This is a genomic window from Novosphingobium sp. 18050, assembly GCF_902706195.1.
GTDB lineage: Bacteria > Pseudomonadota > Alphaproteobacteria > Sphingomonadales > Sphingomonadaceae > Novosphingobium.
On the sequence record NZ_CACSJO010000022.1, the window covers coordinates 17,170 to 40,329 of the forward strand.

The 23,160-nt window shown below is 63.9% G+C and carries 22 protein-coding genes; 16 read left to right on the plus strand and 6 right to left on the minus strand.

Features of this window, described 5'->3' with window-relative positions; genetic code table 11:
- The first annotated feature begins 8 nt into the window (after positions 1-8).
- The 7 genes from GVL61_RS18645 to rnr all read left to right on the plus strand — a co-directional run bounded on the left by GVL61_RS18645 (position 9) and on the right by rnr (position 6,705).
- Positions 9-527 (plus strand): CvpA family protein, encoded by a 519-nt coding sequence (locus GVL61_RS18645; protein ID WP_159982159.1) that lies wholly within the window; start codon positions 9-11, stop codon positions 525-527.
- Between the two features lie 5 nt (positions 528-532).
- On the plus strand, positions 533-952 hold the full coding sequence (locus tag GVL61_RS18650) for an iron-sulfur cluster assembly scaffold protein (protein ID WP_159982160.1): 420 nt from the start codon (positions 533-535) through the stop codon (positions 950-952).
- Between the two features lie 177 nt (positions 953-1,129).
- Complete coding sequence (gene phaR, locus GVL61_RS18655) at positions 1,130-1,690, plus strand: polyhydroxyalkanoate synthesis repressor PhaR (RefSeq protein WP_159982161.1); 561 nt, start codon at positions 1,130-1,132, stop codon at positions 1,688-1,690.
- A gap of 25 nt (positions 1,691-1,715) precedes the next feature.
- Positions 1,716-2,156 carry an NUDIX hydrolase gene (locus GVL61_RS18660; protein ID WP_159982162.1) on the plus strand — a complete coding sequence of 147 codons (441 nt, stop codon included), beginning with the start codon at positions 1,716-1,718 and terminating at the stop codon, positions 2,154-2,156.
- A gap of 50 nt (positions 2,157-2,206) precedes the next feature.
- Positions 2,207-3,766 carry a proline--tRNA ligase gene (gene proS / locus GVL61_RS18665; RefSeq protein ID WP_159982163.1) on the plus strand — a complete coding sequence of 520 codons (1,560 nt, stop codon included), beginning with the start codon at positions 2,207-2,209 and terminating at the stop codon, positions 3,764-3,766.
- A gap of 21 nt (positions 3,767-3,787) precedes the next feature.
- Positions 3,788-4,372, plus strand: a complete 585-nt coding sequence (locus tag GVL61_RS18670; RefSeq protein WP_159982164.1) for a DUF805 domain-containing protein — start codon at positions 3,788-3,790, stop codon at positions 4,370-4,372.
- Positions 4,373-4,428: 56 nt separating this feature from the next.
- Entirely contained in the window at positions 4,429-6,705 is a 2,277-nt protein-coding gene (gene rnr / locus GVL61_RS18675; RefSeq protein WP_159982165.1) for a ribonuclease R, read from the plus strand.
- Between the two features lie 157 nt (positions 6,706-6,862).
- Here the strand turns inward: rnr and GVL61_RS18680 are convergent, their stop codons facing one another.
- Complete coding sequence (locus GVL61_RS18680; protein ID WP_159982166.1) at positions 6,863-7,318, minus strand: universal stress protein; 456 nt, start codon at positions 7,316-7,318, stop codon at positions 6,863-6,865.
- Positions 7,319-7,484: 166 nt separating this feature from the next.
- Between GVL61_RS18680 and GVL61_RS18685 the strand changes: the two genes are divergently transcribed.
- From GVL61_RS18685 to lpdA, 4 genes are read left to right on the plus strand one after another with little or no spacing between them, the layout of a single operon-like run.
- Complete coding sequence (locus GVL61_RS18685; protein ID WP_159982167.1) at positions 7,485-8,813, plus strand: pyruvate dehydrogenase complex dihydrolipoamide acetyltransferase; 1,329 nt, start codon at positions 7,485-7,487, stop codon at positions 8,811-8,813.
- A 1-nt stretch (position 8,814) separates the two neighbouring features.
- Positions 8,815-9,204 carry an acyl-CoA thioesterase gene (locus tag GVL61_RS18690; RefSeq protein WP_159982213.1) on the plus strand — a complete coding sequence of 130 codons (390 nt, stop codon included), beginning with the start codon at positions 8,815-8,817 and terminating at the stop codon, positions 9,202-9,204.
- 1 nt (position 9,205) lies between these two features.
- Positions 9,206-9,586, plus strand: a complete 381-nt coding sequence (locus GVL61_RS18695; protein ID WP_159982168.1) for an acyl-CoA thioesterase — start codon at positions 9,206-9,208, stop codon at positions 9,584-9,586.
- Positions 9,587-9,590: 4 nt separating this feature from the next.
- Positions 9,591-11,006, plus strand: coding sequence for a dihydrolipoyl dehydrogenase (lpdA, locus tag GVL61_RS18700; protein WP_159982169.1), 1,416 nt, complete (start codon positions 9,591-9,593; stop codon positions 11,004-11,006).
- 100 nt (positions 11,007-11,106) lie between these two features.
- On the opposite strand, the gene GVL61_RS18705 is transcribed toward lpdA, so the two are convergent.
- On the minus strand, positions 11,107-11,424 hold the full coding sequence (locus GVL61_RS18705) for a PilZ domain-containing protein (protein WP_235037789.1): 318 nt from the start codon (positions 11,422-11,424) through the stop codon (positions 11,107-11,109).
- A gap of 100 nt (positions 11,425-11,524) precedes the next feature.
- Positions 11,525-12,037, minus strand: a complete 513-nt coding sequence (locus GVL61_RS18710) for a GNAT family N-acetyltransferase (RefSeq protein ID WP_159982170.1) — start codon at positions 12,035-12,037, stop codon at positions 11,525-11,527.
- A gap of 209 nt (positions 12,038-12,246) precedes the next feature.
- Between GVL61_RS18710 and acs the strand changes: the two genes are divergently transcribed.
- The 4 genes from acs (at position 12,247) to GVL61_RS18730 (ending at position 18,423) form a co-directional block, all read left to right on the plus strand.
- Positions 12,247-14,196 carry an acetate--CoA ligase gene (gene acs / locus GVL61_RS18715; protein WP_159982171.1) on the plus strand — a complete coding sequence of 650 codons (1,950 nt, stop codon included), beginning with the start codon at positions 12,247-12,249 and terminating at the stop codon, positions 14,194-14,196.
- Between the two features lie 237 nt (positions 14,197-14,433).
- The gene (locus GVL61_RS18720) at positions 14,434-15,834 is read left to right on the plus strand and encodes a M20/M25/M40 family metallo-hydrolase (RefSeq protein WP_159982172.1); all 1,401 of its coding nucleotides are present in this window, start codon (positions 14,434-14,436) and stop codon (positions 15,832-15,834) included.
- On the plus strand, positions 15,831-17,108 hold the full coding sequence (locus tag GVL61_RS18725; RefSeq protein WP_159982173.1) for an amidohydrolase family protein: 1,278 nt from the start codon (positions 15,831-15,833) through the stop codon (positions 17,106-17,108). Before GVL61_RS18720 ends, GVL61_RS18725 begins: the two co-directional genes overlap by 4 nt.
- Before the next feature lie 214 nt (positions 17,109-17,322).
- Complete coding sequence (locus GVL61_RS18730) at positions 17,323-18,423, plus strand: glycosyltransferase family 2 protein (RefSeq protein WP_159982174.1); 1,101 nt, start codon at positions 17,323-17,325, stop codon at positions 18,421-18,423.
- A gap of 14 nt (positions 18,424-18,437) precedes the next feature.
- Here the strand turns inward: GVL61_RS18730 and GVL61_RS18735 are convergent, their stop codons facing one another.
- Entirely contained in the window at positions 18,438-20,039 is a 1,602-nt protein-coding gene (locus GVL61_RS18735) for an NAD(P)/FAD-dependent oxidoreductase (RefSeq protein WP_159982175.1), read from the minus strand.
- The gene (locus GVL61_RS18740) at positions 20,036-21,223 is read right to left on the minus strand and encodes an aromatic ring-hydroxylating dioxygenase subunit alpha (protein ID WP_159982176.1); all 1,188 of its coding nucleotides are present in this window, start codon (positions 21,221-21,223) and stop codon (positions 20,036-20,038) included. Before GVL61_RS18740 ends, GVL61_RS18735 begins: the two co-directional genes overlap by 4 nt.
- 36 nt (positions 21,224-21,259) lie before the next feature.
- On the opposite strand from GVL61_RS18740, the gene GVL61_RS18745 reads away from it, so the two are divergent.
- Entirely contained in the window at positions 21,260-21,868 is a 609-nt protein-coding gene (locus GVL61_RS18745; RefSeq protein WP_159982177.1) for a TetR family transcriptional regulator C-terminal domain-containing protein, read from the plus strand.
- On the opposite strand, the gene GVL61_RS18750 is transcribed toward GVL61_RS18745, so the two are convergent.
- Positions 21,865-23,160 (minus strand): APC family permease, encoded by a 1,296-nt coding sequence (locus GVL61_RS18750; protein WP_255456515.1) that lies wholly within the window; start codon positions 23,158-23,160, stop codon positions 21,865-21,867. The two genes, GVL61_RS18745 and GVL61_RS18750, sit on opposite strands and share 4 nt — an antisense overlap.

Sequence of the window (23,160 nt, forward strand, 5' to 3'; positions counted from 1 at the left end):
GCCCGTCTATGACTGGCTTCGACATTGCCGTGCTGCTCTTCGTGGGCCTCGGCGCCATTACCGGCTTCATCCGCGGCTTCGTGCAGGAAATCCTGGCTCTGGCCGCGTGGGTCTTTGCGATCTTCGCGATCCGCATGCTGCATGCGCCGGCTACTGCCTGGCTTGAGCCGCATATCGGGTCGGATTCGGGCGCAGCGGTTCTTGCTTTCGCGCTGTGCCTCGGCATCCCCTTCGCGCTTGTGAAGCTCGTCGCCAGATGGGCCGGCAGCAAGAGCCGAGCCTCGGTGCTGGGCCCGATCGACCGGGTGCTGGGATTCGGCTTCGGCGCGGTGAAGGGCGTGATTATTATCGTATTGGGATTCTCGGTGCTGGTGCTGGGCTACGACACCGTATGGGGTGTAGGCGGCCGGCCTGACTGGATCACCTCTGCGCGGACTTATCCCTTTATCAATGCCAGCAGCGAAGCGCTGGTTCAGGTGATCGCCGAGCGCCGCCGCGAAGCTGTCGCCGCCGAGGCATTGCGCTGAGCGCTGTGGCTGCCGCCGTACTCTATACCCCTGAAGTGCTTGGGCTCACGATCGAACTGGCGCATTATCCGTTCAGCGACGATCTTGCGCTGCGCGGCGAAGGCCGCTCCAAAAGCTGTGGCAGCACGATCACCCTAGGCCTGGGGGTCGGGGCAGACGGCACCATTGAGCGGATCGGTGTGCGCAGTCAGGCGTGTGCGATCGGGCAGGCGGCGGCTGCCATTTTCGCACGCGCCGCCGCAGGACGGACCCCGGCCGAGATCGAGCAGGCGAGGTGCGCGATTGCCTCGTGGCTGGAAGGTGAAGCCGCATTGCCGGACTGGCCGGGCCTCGCCGTCATCGCCGCAGCGCGCGAATTTCCAGCGCGCCACGGCGCCGTCATGCTACCTTGGAATGCTGCCATGGAAGCACTTTCCCCCACGTAAATTACCACGCGCTTGTGTGCTTGCGCCGCATGGAACCGTCCGGCAGCGTTTTGGTCGATAAATCCGGCAGTTATCGGTTCTATTTCGGATATTCCCTCTTTTGCTGCGCAGCAATTTGTGTTGCAATGCGATATTGCAGGGTGATATCCTAAACATCCGCAGGATTGGGGACTGGAAATGGCTGAAACGGCGTCGACTGACGACAACACCGTAATCATCAAGAAATACGCCAACCGGCGGCTCTACAACACCCGTTCGTCGAGCTACATCACGCTTGACCACCTTTCCAAGATGACCCGCGAAGGGGTGGACTACAAAGTTCTCGACGCCAAAACCGGCGCTGACATCACGCACACCATCCTCACTCAGATCATCATGGAAGAAGAATCCAACGGTGAGCAGATGCTCCCCGTGAACTTCCTGCGCGAACTGATCAGCATGTATGGCAATTCCATGCAGTCGCTGATCCCGCACTACCTGGAAGCCTCGATGGAAAACTTCCGGGCCAACCAGTCCAAGCTTGCCAAGGCGTTCGAGGACAGCTTGGGCAATAACCCGCTGGCCAAGCTGGCCGAGCAGAACATGGCAATGTTCCGCGCCGCTTCGTCCGCCTTCATGCCCGGCGCCGAAAAGCCCGAGCAGCCTAAGGGTCCTCCTGCTGCGGACACCGGCGATCTTTCCGCCCTGCGCGACCAGATGGCCGAAATCCAGAAGCGCCTCGACTCGCTGGGCAAGTAATCTTCGGCCTCTACGGATCGAACCGATGACAACCCGCGCGTCCCGGCCTGCCGCGCGCATCGTCCTGCTGGATGATGCCGGCCGGGTTCTGCTGTTCCGGTTCGATCCACCGGGCCGTGCCCCATTCTGGTGCACGGCGGGCGGCGCCGTCGATCCCGGCGAAAGCTATGAGGACGCCGCGCGGCGCGAACTGCTGGAAGAAACCGGAATCGTCGCGGAGCCCGGCCCGGAAATTGCGCAGAAGCTGGCAGAATTCATCACCATCGAAGGCGTGCCCGTCATCGCGGACGAGCGTTATTTCCGTGTTCGCCTGCCTGTCGGGATCGATCCCGACGCAATCGATACTGGCGGGCATACCGAACTTGAACGTGCTGTCATGAAAAGCTGGCGCTGGTTCGATCGCGAAGCGCTGGCTGCGCTGGACGAACAGTTCTTTCCTGAAGATCTGGCCGAGTTTCTCGATTAGTCATTTCGCGGCGTTTGAACCTTGGCCCAAGTGCCGCTAACAGCGCTGCCATGAATCAGAAGTCCAGCCAGACGCCCGTCATTCGCCACGCCCTTACCACCAAGCGCGAGGATGATTTCGCCCAGTGGTATCAGGAAGTCGTTTCCGAAGCCGAGATGGCCGAGGAATCCGGCGTGCGCGGCTGCATGGTCATCAAGCCGTGGGGCTACGGCGTGTGGGAACGCATCCAGCGCCTGATGGACGACCGTATCAAGGCCGCCGGCGTCCAGAACTGCTATTTCCCGCTGTTCATCCCGCTGTCCTACTTCGCCAAGGAAGCCGAGCACGTCGAGGGGTTCGCCAAGGAAATGGCGGTCGTCACCCATCACCGCCTGATCGGTGACGGCAAGGGCGGCCTGGTGCCCGATCCCGAAGCGAAGCTGGAAGAGCCGCTGATCGTGCGCCCTACCTCGGAGACGGTGATCGGCCAGGCCATGGCGCGCTGGGTGCAGTCGTGGCGCGACCTGCCGCTGATGGTCAACCAGTGGGCCAACGTGGTGCGCTGGGAAATGCGCACGCGCATGTTCCTGCGCACCAGCGAGTTCCTCTGGCAGGAGGGCCACACCGCCCACGCAGACCGCGACGACGCCATGGTGGAAACCCTGCGCGCGCTCGAAATGTACCGCGACTTTGCCGAGGACGAGCTGGCGATGCCGGTCGTCGCCGGTGAAAAGCCCGAGAACGAGCGTTTCCCCGGCGCGGTCGCGACCTATTCGATCGAGGCGATGATGCAGGACGGCAAGGCGCTCCAGGCCGGCACCTCGCACTACCTCGGCACCGGGTTCGCCCATGCTGCGGGCATCACTTTCCAGGACCGTGAAGGCACGCAGCAATATGCGCACACGACCAGCTGGGGCACGTCGACCCGCATGATCGGCGGCCTCATCATGGTCCACGGCGACGATGATGGCCTGCGCGTGCCGCCGCGCGTGGCGCCGCAGCAGATCGTGATCCTGCCGATGCTGCGCGAGACGCCCGAGGACGACGCGCTGCTCGCTTACTGCGAGGAATTGCGCAAGGCTCTTGCCAGCCAGTTCACCCTGGGTGAGCCGGTGCGCGTACTGCTCGACAAGCGTCCCGGCAAGGCCACGCAGAAGCGCTGGGCCTGGGTCAAGAAGGGCGTGCCGATCGTGCTGGAAATCGGCGGCCGCGATGCTGCCGGCGGACAGGTTTCGATGCTGCGCCGCGACCGCCTGTGGAACGAGGCCGCCAAGGCCAACTTCATCGGCATGGCGAAAGACGATTTCGTCGCCAAGGCTGCTGCCGAGATCGAGGACATCCAGGCCTCGCTTTATGCCGAAGCCAAGGCGCGCCGCAATGCGAACATTGCAACTGCTACCAGCTTCGAAGAGGTTGCCGCCTTCTTCTCCGACCACAAGCGGTATCCGGGATGGGTCGAAGTCGAGTGGGCACGTCCTACCGGTGACGAGTTGGAAGCGGTTGTGCAGAAGCTCAAGACGCTCAAGCTGACGATGCGCAATACGCCGCTCGGCGCGGGTCCGGCGACGGGAACGTGCATCTTCACGGGTCGCCCGGCGGTCGAGAAAATTTACGTCGCGCGTTCGTACTGATCGGGGCCGGGGGAGAGCGGCATGCTGGGGGCCATCAAGTACAATCTGCGCAATATCGCTCGTTTCGATGGGCGGGATGCGCGGCAGACCTTCTGGTTCTACGTCCTTTTCCTCGTGATCGTGCAGTACGCGGTCGGCATGGCCCTGTCCGTCCCGATGATGGGCGGCGCCATGACCGAAGCGATCAACGGGGCCATGAACGGCGCTGAGCAGGCGGAACTTCAGGCACGCATCATGGCGAAGATGGGCAGCTATATGCGCACCACCATGATTGTCAGCTCGATCGTTTCGCTGGTCGTCAGCCTGCTCCTGGTCGCCTCGTTCGTTCGCCGGCTGCACGATTCCAATCGGACTGGCTGGATCGCTGGCCTTGCCTTTGGCCTGTCGCTGGCGGCCAAGGTCTTCGTCTGGATGAAGATGGAGGAACTGGTGGACGCCACCATGATGGCCACTAGCGGCGACCTGAACGCGGCCTTAGCCGTACAGTCGGAGATGCTGGCGGGCACCGTGCTGGGCTGGGCTGCCATGCTGATCGTGGTTGTTTTGGGAGCCTGGCCCACCACGCCGGGGCCGAACCGGTACGGTGAACAATCGGTTCGCTACTGACCGTGCGGCCGGCGCGCCCATTGCATTAGCGCGCCATCGGCTCCATTGCTGGGTCCATGCCTTTCAAGAACCGGCCCGCTCCTGGCTTGCCCACGCGCAAGCAGATCCTCGACTTCATCCAGAATGCGCCTGAGACAGTGGGCAAACGCGAAATTTCGCGGCATTTCGGCCTGCAGGGCGCGGAGAAGATCCAGCTTAAGGCACTGCTCAAGGACATGGCCGAGGAAGGCCTGATCGACGGCAAGCGCACCGCCTTCCACAAGATGGGCGGGCTGCCCAAGGTCACCGTTCTGCGCGTGATCGATATCGAGGAGGGCGAGGCTATCGCTGTGCCCGATACCTGGCAACCCGATGACGCTACCCCGCCGCCGCGTATCCGCCTTATCGAGAAGGGCCCGCGCGGACAGCGCCCGCCTGCGGCCCTGCGCAAGGGCGACCGCGTGCTGGCGCGGACCGAGGAGAGCGAAACCGGCTGGCGCGCTTATCCGATGAAGAAGCTGGAACTGCGCGCGGACCAGGTGCTGGGCGTGGTCGAGGTCGACACCGCCGGCAAGGCCTGGCTGGCGCCGGTCGACAAGCGCATCCGCAATTCCTCGCTGATTTCCGACCTTGGCGGCGCCAAGCCGGGCGAACTGGTGCTGGGCGAGCCGATCGGCAAGTCGATGCGGCCTTCGATCAAGGTGGTGCAGGTGCTGGGCGAACCGCTCGCTCCCAAGGCCTTCAGCCTGATCGCGATCCACAAGCACGGCATCCCCAACCATTTCGGGCAGGAAACGCTGGACGAGGCGCAGTTGGCGGCAAAGCTGCCGCTCAGCCATGACAGCCGCGAAGACCTGCGCCACCTGCCGATCGTTGCCATCGATCCTTCCGACGCGCGCGATCACGACGATGCGATTTGGGCCAAGCCTGACGGGCAGGGCGGTTTCGATGCGCTCGTCGCCATCGCCGACGTGTCGTTCTACGTGCGCCCCGGCGGCGAGATCGACCGCGAGGCCCGAAAGCGCGGCAATTCGGTCTACTTCCCGGACCGCGTCGTGCCGATGCTGCCGGAAGTGCTGAGCGCCGACGTCTGCTCGCTGCGTTCGGGCGAGGACCGCGCGGCGATGGCCTGCCATATGAAGATCGACGCGGAAGGCCGCGTTATCGAGTGGCGCTTCACCCGCGCGCTGGTCCGCATCCACGAGGTCATCGCCTACGAGGAAGCACAGGCGCGGATGGACGAGGAACGGGCCGAGGATCACCTCAAGCACCTCTGGGCCTGCTGGGCGGCGCTGGCCACGGCACGCAAGAACCGCGACCCGCTGGAACTGGAACTGCCCGAGCGCCGCGTGCAGCTGGACGACAAGGGCCGCATCACCGAAATCGCCATCCGTGAACGTCTCGACGCGCATCGCGTGGTTGAGGATTTCATGATCGCCGCCAACGTCGCCGCCGCCAAGGCGCTGGAGTCCAAGGTTGCCCCGGTCGTCTACCGCATCCACGAGACGCCGAGCCGCGAGAAGCTGATGGCGCTCAAGGACTACCTCGCCACGTTCGAAAAGAAGCTGTCGCTGGGGCAGGTCATCACGCCGGGCCTGTTTAATCGGATGCTCAAGGACATCACCGGCGAGGCCGAGAAGGCGCTTATCATGGAGGCGGTGCTGCGCAGCCAGACGCAGGCCTATTATGGGCCGAGCAATGCCGGGCACTTCGGCCTGGCGCTGGGTTCCTACGCCCACTTTACCTCCCCTATCCGCCGTTATGCCGACCTTCTGGTGCACCGCTCGCTGGTCGATGCCTATGGGCTGGAGCAGCCCAAGCCTGATGGCAACATCCCCGCGACCTCGGGTCTGGCTGAGCGTGACCGCGCCGACCTTGGCCGCATCAGCGACGCGATCAGCAAGGCCGAGCGCCGCGCCATGGAGGCCGAGCGCGAGACGATCGACCGCTACGTCGCGGCCTGGCTTTCGAGCCGGGTCGGCGAGGTGTTCGACTGCCGCATTACCGGGGTCCAGAAGTTCGGCTTCTTCGCCACGATCCTCAGTCTTGGCGGTGACGGCCTCGTGCCCGTCTCGACGCTGGGTGACGAGCGATTTGGCTATGATGAAAAGGCACAGGTGCTGGTGGGCGAGCGGACCCGCACGACTTACGCCATCGGGCAGATCGTGCGTTTGCGTCTTGCCGAGGCGAATCCGCTGACCGGAGCGCTCAAGTTTGAGCTGGAGGAGGCCGAAGGCAGCATCGAGCCGCGCGGGCGTCCGCAGCAGCAAGCATTCCAGAAGCGCGGAAGCCATCTGGTAGGCAAGCGCGGTCGGCCCGCGAATATCCGGCACAAGGGGAAGAACAAGCGGTAGGGGAAGCTGCGCCCTGCCTTCATCCTTCAACAAGCTCAGGATGAGCGGAGTTGGGTGGGGCAGGGGCCGCTAGCGGGTGTAGTTGTAAACGGCGGCCACTTCCCGCTCATGCTGAGCTTGTCGAAGCACCGTGACCATCCGCTGCTCTCGCAGCAAATCAGCTCAACCGCTCGATCGCCTCTGGATCCAGTCCGCCGGGCACCACGAAGACCGGGCAGGTCATATGCGCCATGCCCGCGCCGGTGAAATGCGAGACCAACGGCCCCGGCCCGCCTTCGTTCGCGGCGCCGAGGACCAGCGCCGAAACCTCGGGATGCTCCTCGAGGTACTTGCGTACCACCTTGATGTCCTCGCCGACGCGAACCGATATTACCGGCATCTTTGCGCCTTGCGACAAAAGGTTGCCGGCCGCAGCCGTCACCAGTGTTTCGGCGCGCGCGCGGGCTTCTTCCTCGATGGTAGCCTGAACCCCGGCGAAGGCATTGAATGGTTGCGGCGGGACGAGCGCGAGGAGGTGCAAGGCCCCGTCCGTCTTGGCCGCGCGCCTTGCAGCGAACTGCAGCGCAACCAGCGCTTCGTCGCTTTCGTCGACAATCACCAGGTAGATACGCATGGCCGTTCCCTCTCGGCCCGGCTTATCGGGCCGATTGAGCTGCTGCGCAAGCCATCACAGTTGCGAAAAAAGGAACGCCAAGGCGCTTGTGCGCGCGCGCCAAAATGTCCAAGGAAAGGCCAACCCGCAGACCCTCCCCAGGATAACAAGGGACGAAATCGCTTCCATGCCCATCGAGATCAAGATGCCCGCCCTGTCGCCCACGATGGAAGAAGGCAAACTGGCCAAATGGCTTGTCAAGGAAGGTGACACCGTTTCCTCTGGCGACATTATGGCCGAAATCGAAACCGACAAGGCCACGATGGAGTTCGAGGCCGTCGACGAAGGGACCATCGGCAAGATCACCATTGCCGAAGGCACCGAAGGCGTGAAGGTCGGCTCCGTGATCGCCATTCTCCTCGGCGAAGACGAAGACACTTCGGCTATCGAGGCGGCTCCCAAGGCTGCTGCGCCCAAGGAAGAGGCTCCAAAGGCCGAGGCCCCGAAGTCCGAAACCAATTCCGCACAGCCCGCTCCCGCCGCCAAGGCTGAAACCAAGGCTCCGGCCGCAACCCAGGAGGGCCGCGTGATCGCATCCCCGCTTGCCAAGCGTATCGCCGCCGCCAAGGGCGTCGACATCGAAGCCCTGACCGGCACTGGTCCCAATGGCCGCGTCGTCAAGGCTGACGTCGAAGCTGCCCAGCCGGGCACAGCCAAGGCGAAGAAGGCCGCGCCTGCCGCCGCCGCCAATGACGCTGCTCCCGCCGCGCCGTCTTCCACGGTCGAGATGGCCGCAGAAACCCGCGCGCTGCTCGACGCGCGTATCCCGCACAGCGTCGAGAAGCTGTCCGGCATGCGCAAGACCATCGCGCGCCGCCTCACGCAATCGATGCAGGAAGCACCGCACATCTACCTCACGGTCGACGTGCGCCTCGACAAGCTGATGGCACTGCGCGCCGATATCAACGCCGCGCTGGAAAAGCAGGGCGTGAAGGTTTCGGTCAACGACATGCTCGTCAAGGCGCTCGGCCTTGCGCTGATCGAAGTGCCCGAGTGCAACGTGACGTTCGCCGGTAACGAACTGATCAAGTATGAGCGCGCCGACGTTTCGGTGGCGGTTTCGATCCCGGGCGGCCTGATCACCCCGATCGTTCAGGACGCCAATGGCAAGTCGCTTTCGGCGATCGCCAAGGCCACCAAGGACCTTGGTTCGCGCGCGAAGGAAGGCAAGCTCAAGCCTGAGGAATATCAGGGCGGCACGGCCTCGATCTCCAACATGGGCATGATGGGCATCAAGCAGTTCACGGCTGTCATCAACCCGCCGCAGGCAACCATCCTCGCCATTGGTGCAGGCGACAAGCGTCCCTGGGTCATGCCAGACGGTTCGCTGGGAGTAGCAACCGTGATGACCGCAACCGGCAGTTTCGATCACCGTGCCGTTGACGGCGCCGATGGCGCACGCCTGATGGCGGCGTTCCGCGCCTATGTCGAAAATCCGCTGGGCATGGTCGCCTGAGATGGAGAATGAGGCCGGAGATCTCGTCATCCGCGTGACGGCGATGCCGACCGACCTCAACCCATATGGCGGCGTCTTCGGGGGGTGGCTGATGAGCCAGCTTGCCCTTGGCGCCGCTTCTCTGGTGACCCGGCGCACCGGCCACAAGGCCGTAGTCGTGGGCGCGACCGACTTCACTTTTCCCGGCGTCATGGTGGTGGGCGATGAACTCAACGTCTATGCGCAGGTGGCAAGGACAGGGCGCACTTCGATGACCATCGCCACGCGCGGCTTCGGCCGGGCACGGGCGAGCGAAGAGCAGGTCGAAGTTGCCGCCGGCACTTTCACATTCGTCACGCTGGACGAAAACGACCGGCCGCGTTCGGTTGCCACGACCATGGGTGTCGATTGATATGACAGAAGAATACCGCGAACCCGTCATCCGCATCACCGCGATGCCTGCCGATGCCAACGCCTATGGCGACATCTTCGGTGGCTGGTTGATGAGCCTGATGGATATGGGCGCCGGCCTCATCGCCGCGCGCCACTCGCACGGACGTGCGGTGACCATCGCAATGGACGGCATGCAGTTTCACAAGCCGGTCAAGATCGGCGACGAAGTCTCCGTCTACGGAAAGTTGCGCAAGGTGGGCCGCTCCTCGATGACCATCGCCATCGAGGCCTGGCGGCGCCACCGTCACGAAGAAGAACAGGTGAAAGTGACCGAAGCGGTCTTCACCTTCGTTGCGATCGACGATGCGGGCAAGCCCCGCGCTATCGAACAGGAGAGTTGATTCAGTGGCTGATACTTACGATGTCATCGTTCTCGGTTCCGGCCCCGGCGGCTACGTTTCGGCGATCCGGGCTGCACAGCTGGGCCTGAAAGTCGCAATCGTCGAGCGCGAACTGCTCGGCGGCATCTGTCTCAATTGGGGCTGCATCCCGACCAAGGCGCTGCTGCGCTCGGCCGAGATCATGCATCACATGAAGCACGCCAAGGACTACGGCCTGGCTGCAGAGAACATCACCGCTGACCTCGACGCGATCGTCAAGCGTTCGCGCGGGGTGGCCAAGCAGCTCAATCAGGGCGTCACGCACCTGATGAAGAAGAACAAGATCACCGTCCACATGGGCACCGGAAAGCTTGTCGCTCCCGGCAAGCTGGAAGTGACCGGCGAAAAGGGTAGCGAGACCCTTTCGGCCAAGCACATCATCATCGCCACCGGCGCCCGCGCCCGCGACCTGCCCAAGGCCAAGGCCGACGGCAACCGCGTGTGGACCTATCGCCATGCGATGACCCCGAAGGAAATGCCCAGCAAGCTGCTGGTCCTCGGATCGGGCGCCATCGGCATCGAATTCGCCAGCTTCTACAACGACATGGGCGTTGATGTTACGGTCGTCGAGATGATGGACCGCATCGTTCCGGTCGAGGACAAGGACATCTCGGTGTTCCTGGAGAAGTCACTGACCAAGCAGGGTATCAAGATCATGACCGGCGCCAAGGCCGGAGACGTGATCTCGTCCGACAAGGGTGTCAGCGTCAAGATCACCCCCAAGGGCGGTAAGGAAGAGACTCAGGAATTCAGCCACGTCATCGTCGCCATCGGCATCGTACCGAACGTGGAAAACATCGGCCTTGAGGACCTCAAGATCGAGCCGGACGAGAAGTTCTTCGTCAAGGTCGACGACTATGGCCGCACCAACGTTCCCGGCGTCTGGGCGATCGGCGACTGCGTGAAGGGCCCTTGGCTGGCGCACAAGGCCAGCCACGAAGGCGTCACCACTGCCGAGTCCATCGCCAAGGAACTGGGCAACAAGGAAGTCCACCCGCACCCGCTTGACCGTAACAACATCCCGGGTTGCACCTATTGCCACCCGCAGATCGCGTCGGTCGGCATGACCGAGGCCAAGGCCAAGGAAGCCGGTTACGAGGTGAAGGCTGGAACCTTCCCGTTCATCGGCAACGGCAAGGCCATCGCGCTCGGCGAGGCCGAGGGTTTCGTCAAGACGGTGTTCGACGCCAAGACCGGCGAATTGCTGGGCGCTCACATGATCGGCGCGGAAGTGACCGAGATGATCCAGGGCTACGTCGTGGGCAAGACCCTCGAAACCACCGAGGCCGAGCTGATGAACACGGTGTTCCCGCACCCGACCATCTCGGAAACGATGCACGAGGCCACCCTGGCCGCCTACGGACGCGCGCTTCACATGTGACGTGCATGCTGTGCAAAACGAAAAGGGGCGGACCTTGCGGTCCGCCCCTTTTCGTTTGGGTCCAGCGCTGGAACTTGGAACCGAGCCGGGTTTCCTGCCGTTAGCCCGCAGCCCTGACGATATGCTCGAACACCGCGACATGAAGTGGCTCGGCAAATTCGCATCCCACGGCGCCGTCACGCATCCAGCAGATGCGAGCGCTCAGCAGTTGAAGCCCGGGAATGCGAATACGCAGTGGCACTTCGGCCCGCGCGTCGGCGAACTTGGCGATGCGGAAACCGCCGGGAGAAAGGTCCTCCAGCCGTGCTGCCTTCCAGGGCCGGGTGCCTTGGCGCACTTCGCACAGAATCTCGACGCCGATTCGCTTGGAACGCGCTGCGTGACCATCGCTCGGGGCATTGGTTCCATCGTGCTGCAATGTTCTCTCCTTGGGCCCGATGAACGCTTGGGCCTCAAGGAGTTACGATGTCGTTAGCGCTTTGACGGGGAGTGCCTGCAAAACGGCGGAGTAACTGATTTCACCGGAAATTCCGTGCCAGCACGACCAGAGAAGGATCGCCCTCCAGAGGCTCGGGCGTAAAGCCTTTCTCGCGTTCCAGATCGATGGCGGCGTGGTTGTCGCGGCTCTCGATCGAGATCGCCCGGCGGCACCCGCGCATCGCGGCCTGGTCTGCGAGGAAATCGAGCATGGGCCAGCCGATGCCCTTACCACGGTGGTTCCCGCAGATCGAAACCGCGATCTCGCCGGTATCGAGCGGACCGTCGCAGGCCAGCACCGCCGAGACGACGATCTGCCCGCTCGCCCGGTTGATGCCGACCCACGATTCTGTCCGGAAATGATCGGTATGAACCAGCGGTCGGAGGTGGCTGTCTCCGACATGCTCGGCTGCGGCGAGGAACCGAAAACGGCGGTCCTCGTCGGTCACCCGGTCGAAGAACTCGACGAGGTCGGGCATGTCTGCTTCAGTAGCGGGGCGCACGTCGATGTCGAGGCCCGAGCGGGTGGGCAGCGTGATGGTCCAGAATGGCATGGTATCGGCCTTTCGCGAGGGAGCGATGTGGCAATTGCTAATCCGTTTCCTGCGCCTGACGCCTTGATCCAGATCACAAGCAGCCCCATTTTCGGCGTTGCGCGGCCCCCGATACCGATGTCCTATGTCGTGACCCTGCGCCGGCCGTTATAAGGCTGCATCAAGGCCGGACGAGTCCGGCAATAATGACGTAAGAGGAGAGCACCCAAATGGCTGACGCCGTCTATCCCGTACCCACCGAGTGGGCCGAGAATTCCCTGATCGACGACGCCCGCTACCAGGAGATGTACGAGAACTCGGTTGCTGACCCCGACGGTTTCTGGCGCCAGGAGGCCCAGCGCCTCGACTGGATCAAGCCGTTCACCGTGGTCAAGCAGACCAGCTTCCTTGAGGAAGATTTCGGCATTTCGTGGTTCACCGACGGCACGCTGAACCTCTCGGCCAACTGCCTCGACCGGCACCTGGACGCACATGGCGACGACATTGCCATTCTCTGGGAGCCGGACAGTCCTGATCAGCCGGAGCGCCGGATTACCTATCGCCAGCTTCATGAACAGGTCTGCCGCTTCGCCAACCTTCTCAAGGCGAAGGGCGTCAGGAAGGGCGAGCGCGTCACCATCTATCTGCCGATGGTGCCCGAAGCCGCTGTCGCCATGCTCGCGTGCGCGCGAATCGGGGCGATACACTCGATCGTCTTCGCCGGGTTCTCGCCCGATGCGCTGGCGGGGCGCATCACCGATTGCGATAGCCGCATCGTGCTGACCGCCGACGAGGGCCTGCGCGGCGGCAAGAAGGTTCCGCTGAAAGCCAATGTCGACGAGGCTGTAAAGCGCTCGTCTTGCGTCGATACGGTGATCGTGCTGGCCCATACCGGCGGCGGAACGCCTCTGGTGGAGGGCCGTGATATCGACTGGGCCACCGCAGTTGCAGAGCAGAGCGCGGAATGCGCGCCTGAGGAAATGAACGCGGAAGACCCGCTGTTCATCCTTTACACGTCAGGTTCTACCGGCAAGCCGAAGGGCGTGCTGCACACCACCGGCGGCTATTCGGTCTGGGCTTCGATGACGCATGAGTACGTCTTCGATTACCGCCCCGGCCAGATCTTCTGGTGCGCGGCCGATGTGGGCTGGGTCACCGGGCACTCTTACGCCGTCTACGGCCCACTGATGAATGGCGCGACGACGGTCATGTTCGAGGGCGTGCCGAACTTCCCCGACCCCAGCCGTTTCTGGCAGATCGTGGACAAGTTCGGCGTCGAGATTTTCTACGGTGCCCCCACCGCTTTGCGCGCTCTCATGCGCGAGGGAGACGACTGGGTGAAGAAAACCGGTCGCAAATCCCTGCGCCTGCTTGGCTCGGTGGGCGAACCGATCAACCCCGAGGCATGGTCTTGGTATCATGAAGTCGTGGGTGAGGGGCGCTGCCCGATCGTCGACACCTGGTGGCAGACCGAGACCGGCGGCATCATGATTACTCCGCTGCCCGGCGCAACGGCGCTCAAACCCGGTTCCGCCACGCGTCCGATGTTCGGCGTACAGCCCAGGCTGGTCGATACCGAGGGCAAGGAAATCGAAGGTCCCGGCGACGGCTGCCTCGTCCTCACCGATAGTTGGCCTGGCCAGATGCGTACCGTCTGGGGTGATCACGACCGCTTCTTTCAGACTTATTTCAGCACCTTCAAGGGCACCTACTTCACCGGCGATGGCTGCCGCCGGGACGAGGACGGCTATTACTGGATCACCGGCCGCATTGATGACGTCATCAACGTCTCGGGCCACCGCATGGGCACCGCCGAAGTCGAAAGTGCGCTCGTTGCTCATCCCAAGGTCGCGGAAGCGGCGGTCGTGGGCATGCCGCACGAGATCAAGGGGCAGGGCATCTACGCCTTCGTCACCACCAATGCCGAAGTCGAGCCCGACGAGGCCTTGCGCAAGGAACTGGTGGCATGGGTCCGCCATGAGATCGGCCCGATCGCCACGCCCGATGTGATCCAGTTCGCGCCGGGCCTGCCCAAGACCCGCTCGGGCAAGATCATGCGCCGCATCCTGCGCAAGATCGGCGAGAACGACTTCTCGAATCTGGGCGATACCTCGACGCTTGCTGATCCGTCGGTAGTGGATAACCTGATCGCCAACCGGCCTCAGTCCGCCACCGCCTGATTTCAGGCAAGCCTGATGTGACGGTTGGCCGCGCTATCGCCGACCGTCGCATCAACACGCCAAATTGCGCGTCTACATGCCTACTACGGGGTAGTAATTGCGCGCAGCTTCCGAACTGCCGTGGCGGCCCTGATACGACCTTGATTTTGGCCTTGATATCGCGGCGCTTCTGCCTTGCGTAGCGCCGCCTGCGCGGACAGGATGCGCTTTGCGACGCAACTGTCAGGGGCTTTATCGATGCGCTTCAATCTTCCGGTGTTGATCTCGCTGGGAGCCAGCCTGCTGGCCTCCACTGCCGTCCAGGCCAAGGGCCATCCAGAGGCCGAGAAGCAGGTATTGGACCTTTCGAAGCAAACCATCGCCCTCAGGTCCGTGCGCGGCCCGGGCAACATGACGCCGCAGGTCGCCGAAGTGCTGAAGGGCGCTCTGCTCAAGGCTGGCTGGGACGCGAAGGACATCGAGATCGTCCCGCTGGACGACACCGCCTATCTGATCGCCACCTGGAAGGGCAGCGATCCCACGCTCGGCCCTGTCGTTCTCTCGGCCCATATGGACGTGGTGGAAGCCAAGCCTGCGGACTGGGAGCGCGACCCGTTCACTCCGATCGTAGAAAACGGCTACCTTTTCGGGCGCGGGGCCAGCGATACCAAGTTCGAGGCCGCGCTCGCCCTGTCCTCGGTGATCGAACTGCGGCGTGAGGGCTTCAAGCCGAAGCGCAGCATCGTCATCGCCTATTCGGGCGACGAGGAAACCACGATGGAGACCTCCAAGGCGATCGCGCAGCGTCTCAAGAATGCGGATATCGTCCTCAATGTCGACGGTTCCGCCGGTACGCTCGCGGAAAGCGGCAAGCCACTGTATTGGAGCTGGCAGGGCGGTGAGAAAACTTACGTCGATTACAAGGTCGAGGTCACCAACCCGGGCGGCCACAGTTCCGCCCCGCGCCCCGACAACGCGATCGTCCAGCTTGCCGAGGCGATGGCCAAAATTGGCGCCTACCGGTTCAAGCCGGAACTTAATGACATAACCCGCCAATACTGGACCGAAGCCGCCAAGATCGAGCCTGACGCCAAGCTCGCAGCCGCGATGAAGGCCTTCGTCGCCAATCCGCAGGACACTGCTGCGCTGGCCGTGCTGCGCGCCAATCCGGCGACGGTGGGCAAGGTCTCGACGACCTGCGTGCCGACGATGATCGCGGGCGGCCATGCCCAGAACGCCCTGCCGCAGAGCGCCACGGCCAATATCAACTGCCGCATCTTCCCCGGCCATACGCGGGCAGAGATCATGGCTGAAATGGAGAAAGTCGCGGCGATGCCTGCCGCGAAGTTCAGTGATGTGACCGGGGACGATTCCGTCGAAGCCCCCGCTTCGCCCATGCGCGCCGATTTCGTGGCGGCGACGCGCAAGGCAGTGACGGCGGCCTGGGGCCCGGTGCCCATTATCCCGACGCAGGCATCCGGTGCCTCGGATTCGATGTGGTACCGCGCGCTGGGTGTACCCAGCTATGGCGCCAGCGCATCAATGAGCAAGGACTCGGACGATTTCTCGCACGGCCTGAACGAACGCATTGCCCTGCTGAATATCGCGCCCGGGGTGACCTATTACCTCAGCCTGCTCAAGGATCTGACCGCAAAGTGAAGCGCGCGGCCCTGACGGTAGCCTTGGCCCTGACGACGCTGGCGGCGCCGGCAGGGGCCCGTTCGGTTTACGTCAATGCAGGCCGGTTGGTCGATGTGACCAAGGGGATCGAAAAGACCGGGCAGTGCGTGCTGGTCGAGGACGCTCGCATCACCCGCGTCGAGGCCTGCACCGCGCCGCCGCCGGGCGCGCAGGTGCTGGACTGGTCCGCTTATACAGTACTGCCGGGCCTTATCGACCTGCACACCCACCTTGCCGACACCGGCCAGAGCGCGGATGTGGCGGCTCCCCTCAAGACCTCGCCGCAGGCCACGGCCCTGATCGGGGCGCACAACGCGAAGATCACGCTGGAGGCGGGGTTCACCACCGTGCGCGATGTCGGCACGTATCGCGGGCTTACAGATGTGGCCCTGCGAGATGCGATAGCAGGCGGCATGGTGCCAGGTCCGCGCATGTTCGTGGCAGGGGCCTATATCACCGCGCCCGGCGGCGGCGGCGAACTCAACGGCGTCGTCCCCAACGACCAACTCCCCGCCGACATGCGTCTCGGCGTCGTGCACAATGCGGGCGAGGCGCGAGAACGCACCGAGTACCTGTTCGCTCACGGTGCCGACTTCATCAAGATGATCGCCACCGGCGCCGTCCTCGCCATCGGCACCGAGCCGGGCAAGATCGAACTGTCGGAAGACGAGATGCGCGCCGTCGTTGAGGTGGCCAGGGCTCACGGCAGCTACGCCACCGCCCACGCACATGGGGCCGAGGGCATCAAGGCGGCGATCCGCGCGGGCGTCCATAGCATCGAGCATGCCAGCCTGATCGATGATGAGGGCCTCGCCATGGCGAAGAAGGCCGGGGTCTGGCTCGTCATGGACATTTACGACGGTGACTGGATCGACCAGCAAGGCACCAAGGAAGGCTGGCCTGAGGAGTACCTGCGCAAGAACCGCGAAACCACGGAGGCACAGCGCGAAGGTTTCGCCAAGGCGCTGAAGCAGGGGGTGAAGCTGGCCTTTGGCACTGATGCCGGCGTCTACCCGCACGGGTTCAACGCCCGTCAGTTCGGCTATATGGTACGCTATGGCATGACACCCGCGCAGGCGATCCGTGCGGCGACGCTCGATGCAGCGACTTTGATCGGCCATGACAAGGAACTGGGCTCGATCGAGCCGGGCAAGTTCGCCGACATGATTGCGGTGCCGGGCGATCCTTTGGTGGACGTGGGCGCGTTGGAAAGCGCGGCGCATGTCATGAAGGCCGGCGCGATAGTCAAATGAAGCGTTCGGCCACCGGGTTTTCGAGGCAGGTTCTGGCGAATTTGGGGTCATAATAAATAACCACGTAAAATAAGTTCATCATGTCATTATTGGCGGGAAAGTGCCAATAATGACGCTTGGCTATGTTGCTGTTAAGGAAAGTTATCTGGACGGTTTCAGGTGAGCGTGTTGTATATTTGCTCTAGCGATTACCCGCTGTCGTGCCGGAGCTTCTATGCCCACGCTTTCCATCTGTATTCCGACATACAATCGTTCCCATTGCCTGGCTGAACTTCTCGACAGTATCATCGCTCAGGACATGCCCCAGATCGAAGTCGTCGTCAGCGACGATGGCTCGCCAGACGACACTGCTGCTCTCGCGCGGAGCTATGGCGGCCGGATCGCGCGGTTCACATTGTTGTGCCAACCGGTCAATATCGGGGTCGATCGCAATATCCGCGCCGTCACGGAAGCCGCGACGGGGGACTATATCTGGTTGATCGGCGATGATGACCGTCTGGAGCCGGGCGGCGCGCGCCGGGTCATGGACGCTCTCGAGCGTTGGCCGGGCGTGGTCGGGCTAACGCTTGGCGTGGTCGATTACGATGTGACCTTGCGGCATGTCACCGGCCTGCGGGCCATGCCCAGAACGCAGCGGATCGAAGGTGCGGCAGCGGTTTTCAGCCGCTCTGCCCATTTACTCGGCTACATATCGGGAACCGTCGTGGATCGCCGCAAGTGGAATGCGGCCAGCGCCGACCCCAGCGCGCGCGCGATGAAGAACCTGTATTCGCCGGTCTACATTCTGGGCCGCGCGATAGGCGCGACCGGAACCTGGGGCATCGTCAACGAGCCTTGCATCGGTTTTCGCTCCGGCAACGACCAACTCAAGCGCAGGGTCGGCTGGCTGGAGCGCCTGAAGATCGATGTGCGCGCCTACGACGAGATCGCAGACCTGCTCTTTGCAGACGACCGCGCCGCCCACCGTGCGATGTGCAAGCGGGTGTTCGACACACACATTCTCGCCCGCATCGTCAATGCGACGACTAGCGGGGAGGACTCCGGCGAAAGGCTGAAAGCCGCGACCTACTTGATCGGACGTTATGCGGCGATGCCCCGGCTGTGGCTGCTGGGCCTGCCTATGCTGCTCGCGCCCGCCATAATGCTTCGCGCGGTGCGGAGCGCCTACAGGCGCATGGCGGGTTCATCCGGAACCGCAAGGGCGCGGCGGTTCGTGTCCGCTGAAACCGGCCCGGCGGCCGGCCGCGTCCCGCTCCAACACGGCAGCAATCCACCGCCTCGGAGATCGGGAAGGATGCAACGCCAGTTCCACTAGTCGGCAGGTCGGCCTTAGCGAAAGCGCCCGAACCGCCCCTTGTCTGCAATCACTTCGTGGGCGCAGTTGTGCCCGGGGGCTCCCGTAACGCCGCCGCCGGGATGGGTGCCTGCGCCGCACATGTAGAGGCCCTTGATCGGCCCCCGATAAGCGCCGTGGCCCAGCACGGGGCGCGCCGACCACATCTGATCCAGTGTGAGATTGCCGTGCATGATGTCTCCGCCGATAAGGCCGAACTTGCGTTCGAGGCCCTTGGGGCTGAGTATCTGCCTGCCAAGGATCGAGGCGCGGAAACCGGGCGCATGGGCTTCCACCGTATCGATGATGGTATAGGCTGCCTTGTCTTCCTCGGCGTCCCAGTCCCTGCCGCCGGGCAGTTCGGGCGCGAACTGTTGGCAGAACAGGCTGGCGACGTGCTGGCCTTCGGGAGCAAGGCTTTCGTCGATGGTCGAGGGAATGAGCATTTCGACGATCGGTGCCTTGGACCACCCATGCTGTTTCGCGTCTATAAAGGCGCGGTCCATGTAGTCGAGCGTGGGCGCAATGATGATGCCTGAGCGGTGATGCTCGCCAGGTTCCGGCAAGCAGGTAAAGCGCGGCAGTTCGGAGAGAGCGACGTTCATGCGGAACGTGCCGCTGCCGGTCTTGAAGCCCTTCACGCGGCGCGCAAAGTCCGGTTTCAGGTCACTGGCGGCGATCATCCTGCCGTAGAGCAGTGCTGGCCCGACATTGGAGATGACACGCGGCGCAGCGATCTCCTCGCCGCTTTCAAGGCGTACTCCGGCCACTTTTCCGCCATCGACCAGCACTTGCTCGACAGGCGTTTCGAGGCTGATCTCGACGCCGAGGTCGCGGCAGACCTTGGCCATGATCTGGGTGATCGTGCCCATGCCGCCGACCGAGTGGCCCCAGGCGCCCTTCTTGCCGTTCACCTCACCGAACACGTGGTGGAGCAGCACATACGCGCTGCCCGGCGTGTCGGGCGAGGCGTAATTGCCCACCACCGCGTCGAAACCGAAGGCAGCCTTCACCGCCTCGCTCTCGAACCAGCCGTCGAGCAGGCCGCGTGCAGACTTTGTGAACAGGTCGAGTACGTCGCGCTGGGCCTCGATCGACAGGCCAGCGAGCTTGCGGCCTTGCAATGCCGCATCGATCAGAGCCCGCCAGCCGCCTCCTGCCTCGGGCGGGGTCTTGAGCGCGAGGTCGCGCAGAACTTCCGCCACGCTTTCAAGAGCCTCGTAATAGGCGGGCAGCACTTCCGCATCGTGCTGCGAGAAGCGGCGAAACTCCGCCTGCGTGCGTTCCAGCCCGCCGCCCAGCTTGAGATAGCCGCCGTCTTCCTGCGGCAGGAAATTGCTGATCGGCCGCTCGATCACGCGGTACCCGTGCTCGGCCAGTCGCATGTCGGTAATGACCTTGGGCTGGAGCAGGCTGACGGTATAGCTGGCGACGGAGTTGCGGAAGCCGGGGTGGAATTCCTCGGTCACCGCCGCGCCGCCGACGACGTCGCGCCGCTCCAGCACGCGCACCTTCAGTCCGGCGCGGGCGAGGTAGAAGGCGCAGGTGAGGCCGTTGTGGCCGCCGCCGATAATGATCGCGTCGTACTTCGTGGTCATGCTGCGTGGCTCCAGCCGGGGGCAGGGCGCTGCTCGGAGTGCGCCTCTGGAATGATGTGGCGCATCCGTGCGCAGAAATGGCGCAGGCACACTTCCTTGTCGGACAGCGGCCCGATCGAGAAGCTGCGTGAAGCCATGCCTGCCTGAACGCGGGTGATCAGCTCCGTGTCCTCGGTATTGACCTGGCGGTTGATACGCCAGTTGAGGTAGCGAGCGGCGCGCATCTCGCGGCGTGTCTCGCCGGGCGTATAGGCATCCGGCAGGACATAGCTGATCTCGCGGATCAGGCTGGTGGTCGGGCTGAGGGGGAGCCACTGCATGAAATCGACCTGATCGGGGTAGATGTCGAAAGCGACGTTGGGCCACAGCTTGAAGTAGAGCCAGTGGCGCTGGCGGTCTTGCGGCAGGTGCGGCACGGGCGGGAGCAGCTTCTGGTACATCCGCTCCGACCAGTTACGCGAAGGGGTATCCATCAGGTCGCCCCACATGCGGTCGACGCTGGCCGCGGCCTCGACGCCGTAGCTGCGGCCGAACAGTCGGGTGAGGCCGGGATGGGCGACGGGAATGTGCAGCCCGTCGGAATAGTTGTCACCGATGTTCTTCCAGTTCACCGCACGCTCGCGCAGGGTGACGCGGCCCAGCGCCCCCAGTTCCTCGAAGCGGTAGGGGGCGACCATGGCCTCGTAAGGCGCCATCATCTCGCCCACGGCGGGGCCGCCGTCGTCGACCAGGCGCACGAAGATGAACCCGCGCCAGACTTCGAGCTGCACCGGCGACAACCCGTGGCGGGCGCGGTCGAAAGCGGGGTAGCTGGCGCTGTCGGGAACGCCGGAGAGCCGGCCGTCGAGTTCGTAGACCCAGGCGTGATAGGGGCATACCAGCTTCTTCGCGCAGCCGCTGGCGCCATCAACCAGGCGCGAGCCGCGGTGCCGGCAGACATTAGTGAAGGCGCGTAGGGTGCCGTCTGCGCCGCGCACGACGATCACGCTCTCGTCCAGATAGTCGAGCGTATGCCAGTCGCCGGGAGCGGGGACATCGCTTTCGTGGCAGACGACCTGCCAGCTGGGGGCGAAGACGCGTTCCTTTTCTACCTCGAAAAAATCGAGGTCGGAGTACGTCCAGGCCGGCAGGCTCCAGCCTTCCAGCGGATCGGTCATGCTACGGTGGGCAGCCTTCGTTGCCATCTACGGTTCCTTGCTATACGATCGTATAACAAGATCATGAGCGAGCATCAATCCTCCACTGCGCCCACGTTCCGGCGCTCAGATCCGGACGAGCGGCGGCAAAGCCTGATCGAGGCTACCGCGCGGTGCCTTGCGAAGAACGGCGCCGGGGGGACTTCGGTGCGCACGATCTGCAAGGCGGCGGAGGTCTCCCCGGGGTTGCTGCGGCACTACTTCGGCGGTGTGGGACAGGCGATTGCGGAGGCCTATCGCTGGACCGGCCTTCGCGTCTCGCAGGCGCTGGATGAGGCGGTGGCCGGGGCGGGCGATGATCCCCGCTCGCGGTTGCTCGCCTATCTCACCGCCAGTTTTCGTTCTCCCATCGCCGATCCCGAACTGCTGGCGACCTGGCTGGCGTTCTGGAGCATGACGCCTGTGGACGGCGATATCAGCGCGCTTCACGGCGAAATCTACGGCGAGTTCCGTATCGGCATCGAGGACCTGATCCTTGCGCTGCGCCCCGACCTTTCGGACGCGCGGCTGCAGGCGGTGGCGCTGACGGCGCTGATCGACGGCCTATGGCTGGAACTGAGCCTTGGCCATGGGCCTTTCACGCCGCTGGAGGCCGAAGGGCTGGTGGAAAAATGGCTCGACGCGTTGCTCTAGGTGCGTTCGCGAAAGCGCATCCACAGCCATATCGGAAGGCCCAGCGCCATCAGGATGAAGCTCATGCCACTGGCGCCGATGCCTGCGCCCCATAGCGTCCACAGCGCATAGATCGCGCCGATCATTGCCAGCACGCGGCCTACCCGCAGCCGCCATGCGGCCAGCGCGCAGGCGAGGTAAAGCCACAGCGTTGCCGAGGTGGACAACAGCAACAGGTACTCAAACAGCCCCTGCATCGACCGCGAGGCGTTCATGGCGACAAAAAGACTGGCGATGCCTGTAGAGATCAGCAGTGCGCGCAGCGGCGTTCCTCGCGCGTCGGTAGCGGAGAACCAGCGGGGGAGCAGGCGGCGCTGGGCCATGTCGCGGGCCATCTCCGCCTGAAGCAGGGTCCACCCGTTCAGAGCGCCGATGCAGCTGATCACGGCGAAGACCGTCACCATGGCGGCGGCGGCGGGGTTCCAGAACCGCGCGACGAAGGTGGCAAAGGGCGCGGGCGATGCGGCCGCGACGTCCATCGGCAGCAGCAGTGCGATGGAGGAGCACACCAGCAGGTAGAGCCCGCCGGTCAGCGCCGTCCCCCACAGCGTGGCGCGGGCGATATTAACCTCGGGATTGCGAACGCGGGCAGCGGCGATGCTGGCGGATTCGAAGCCGAGCAGCGCCCATAGCGTCAGCGTGGCAGCGGCATTGATAGAGGTGGGCTTCACCGGAACGGCCTCTACCGGCAGGACTTGCGCCTTGCCGGTGACGAACAGGACCGCGGCGATGGCAATGACGACCACCAGCGGGATGATTTTGATTGCGACAGTCACGATCTGGAAACCGCCGGCGGTCTTAACGCCGCGAAGGTTGACCAGCGCCAGCAGCCAGACCAGTGCAAGTGCCGCCAGGGCAGGGCGGAATGCGTGTGCCGAAAGGGCGGGTATCATGTTCGAGAGATAGCTCACCGCAGCCACCGCGATCGTGGCCACCGTGGTCCACACCGAAACGAGGTAGATCCAGCTGATGAAGAACCCGGCGGTCGGGCCGAAGGCGACCGTCACGAAGCCTGACGGGCTACCGGCTTCGGGCAATGCACGGGTCAGCCGTGCAAGGACGAGTGCCAGAACGACGGCGCCCGCCGTGGTCACGACCCACCCGGCCACCGCGTTCCACCCGAACGGGGCGAGCGTGGCGGGTAGCAGGAACACACCGGAGCCAATCATGTTGCCAATGACTAGCGCCATCGCCGCGACAAGGCCGAGGCGGCCATCGGCCGCCCCGGTGTTTTTCTCTGTACGGAAGTTCAA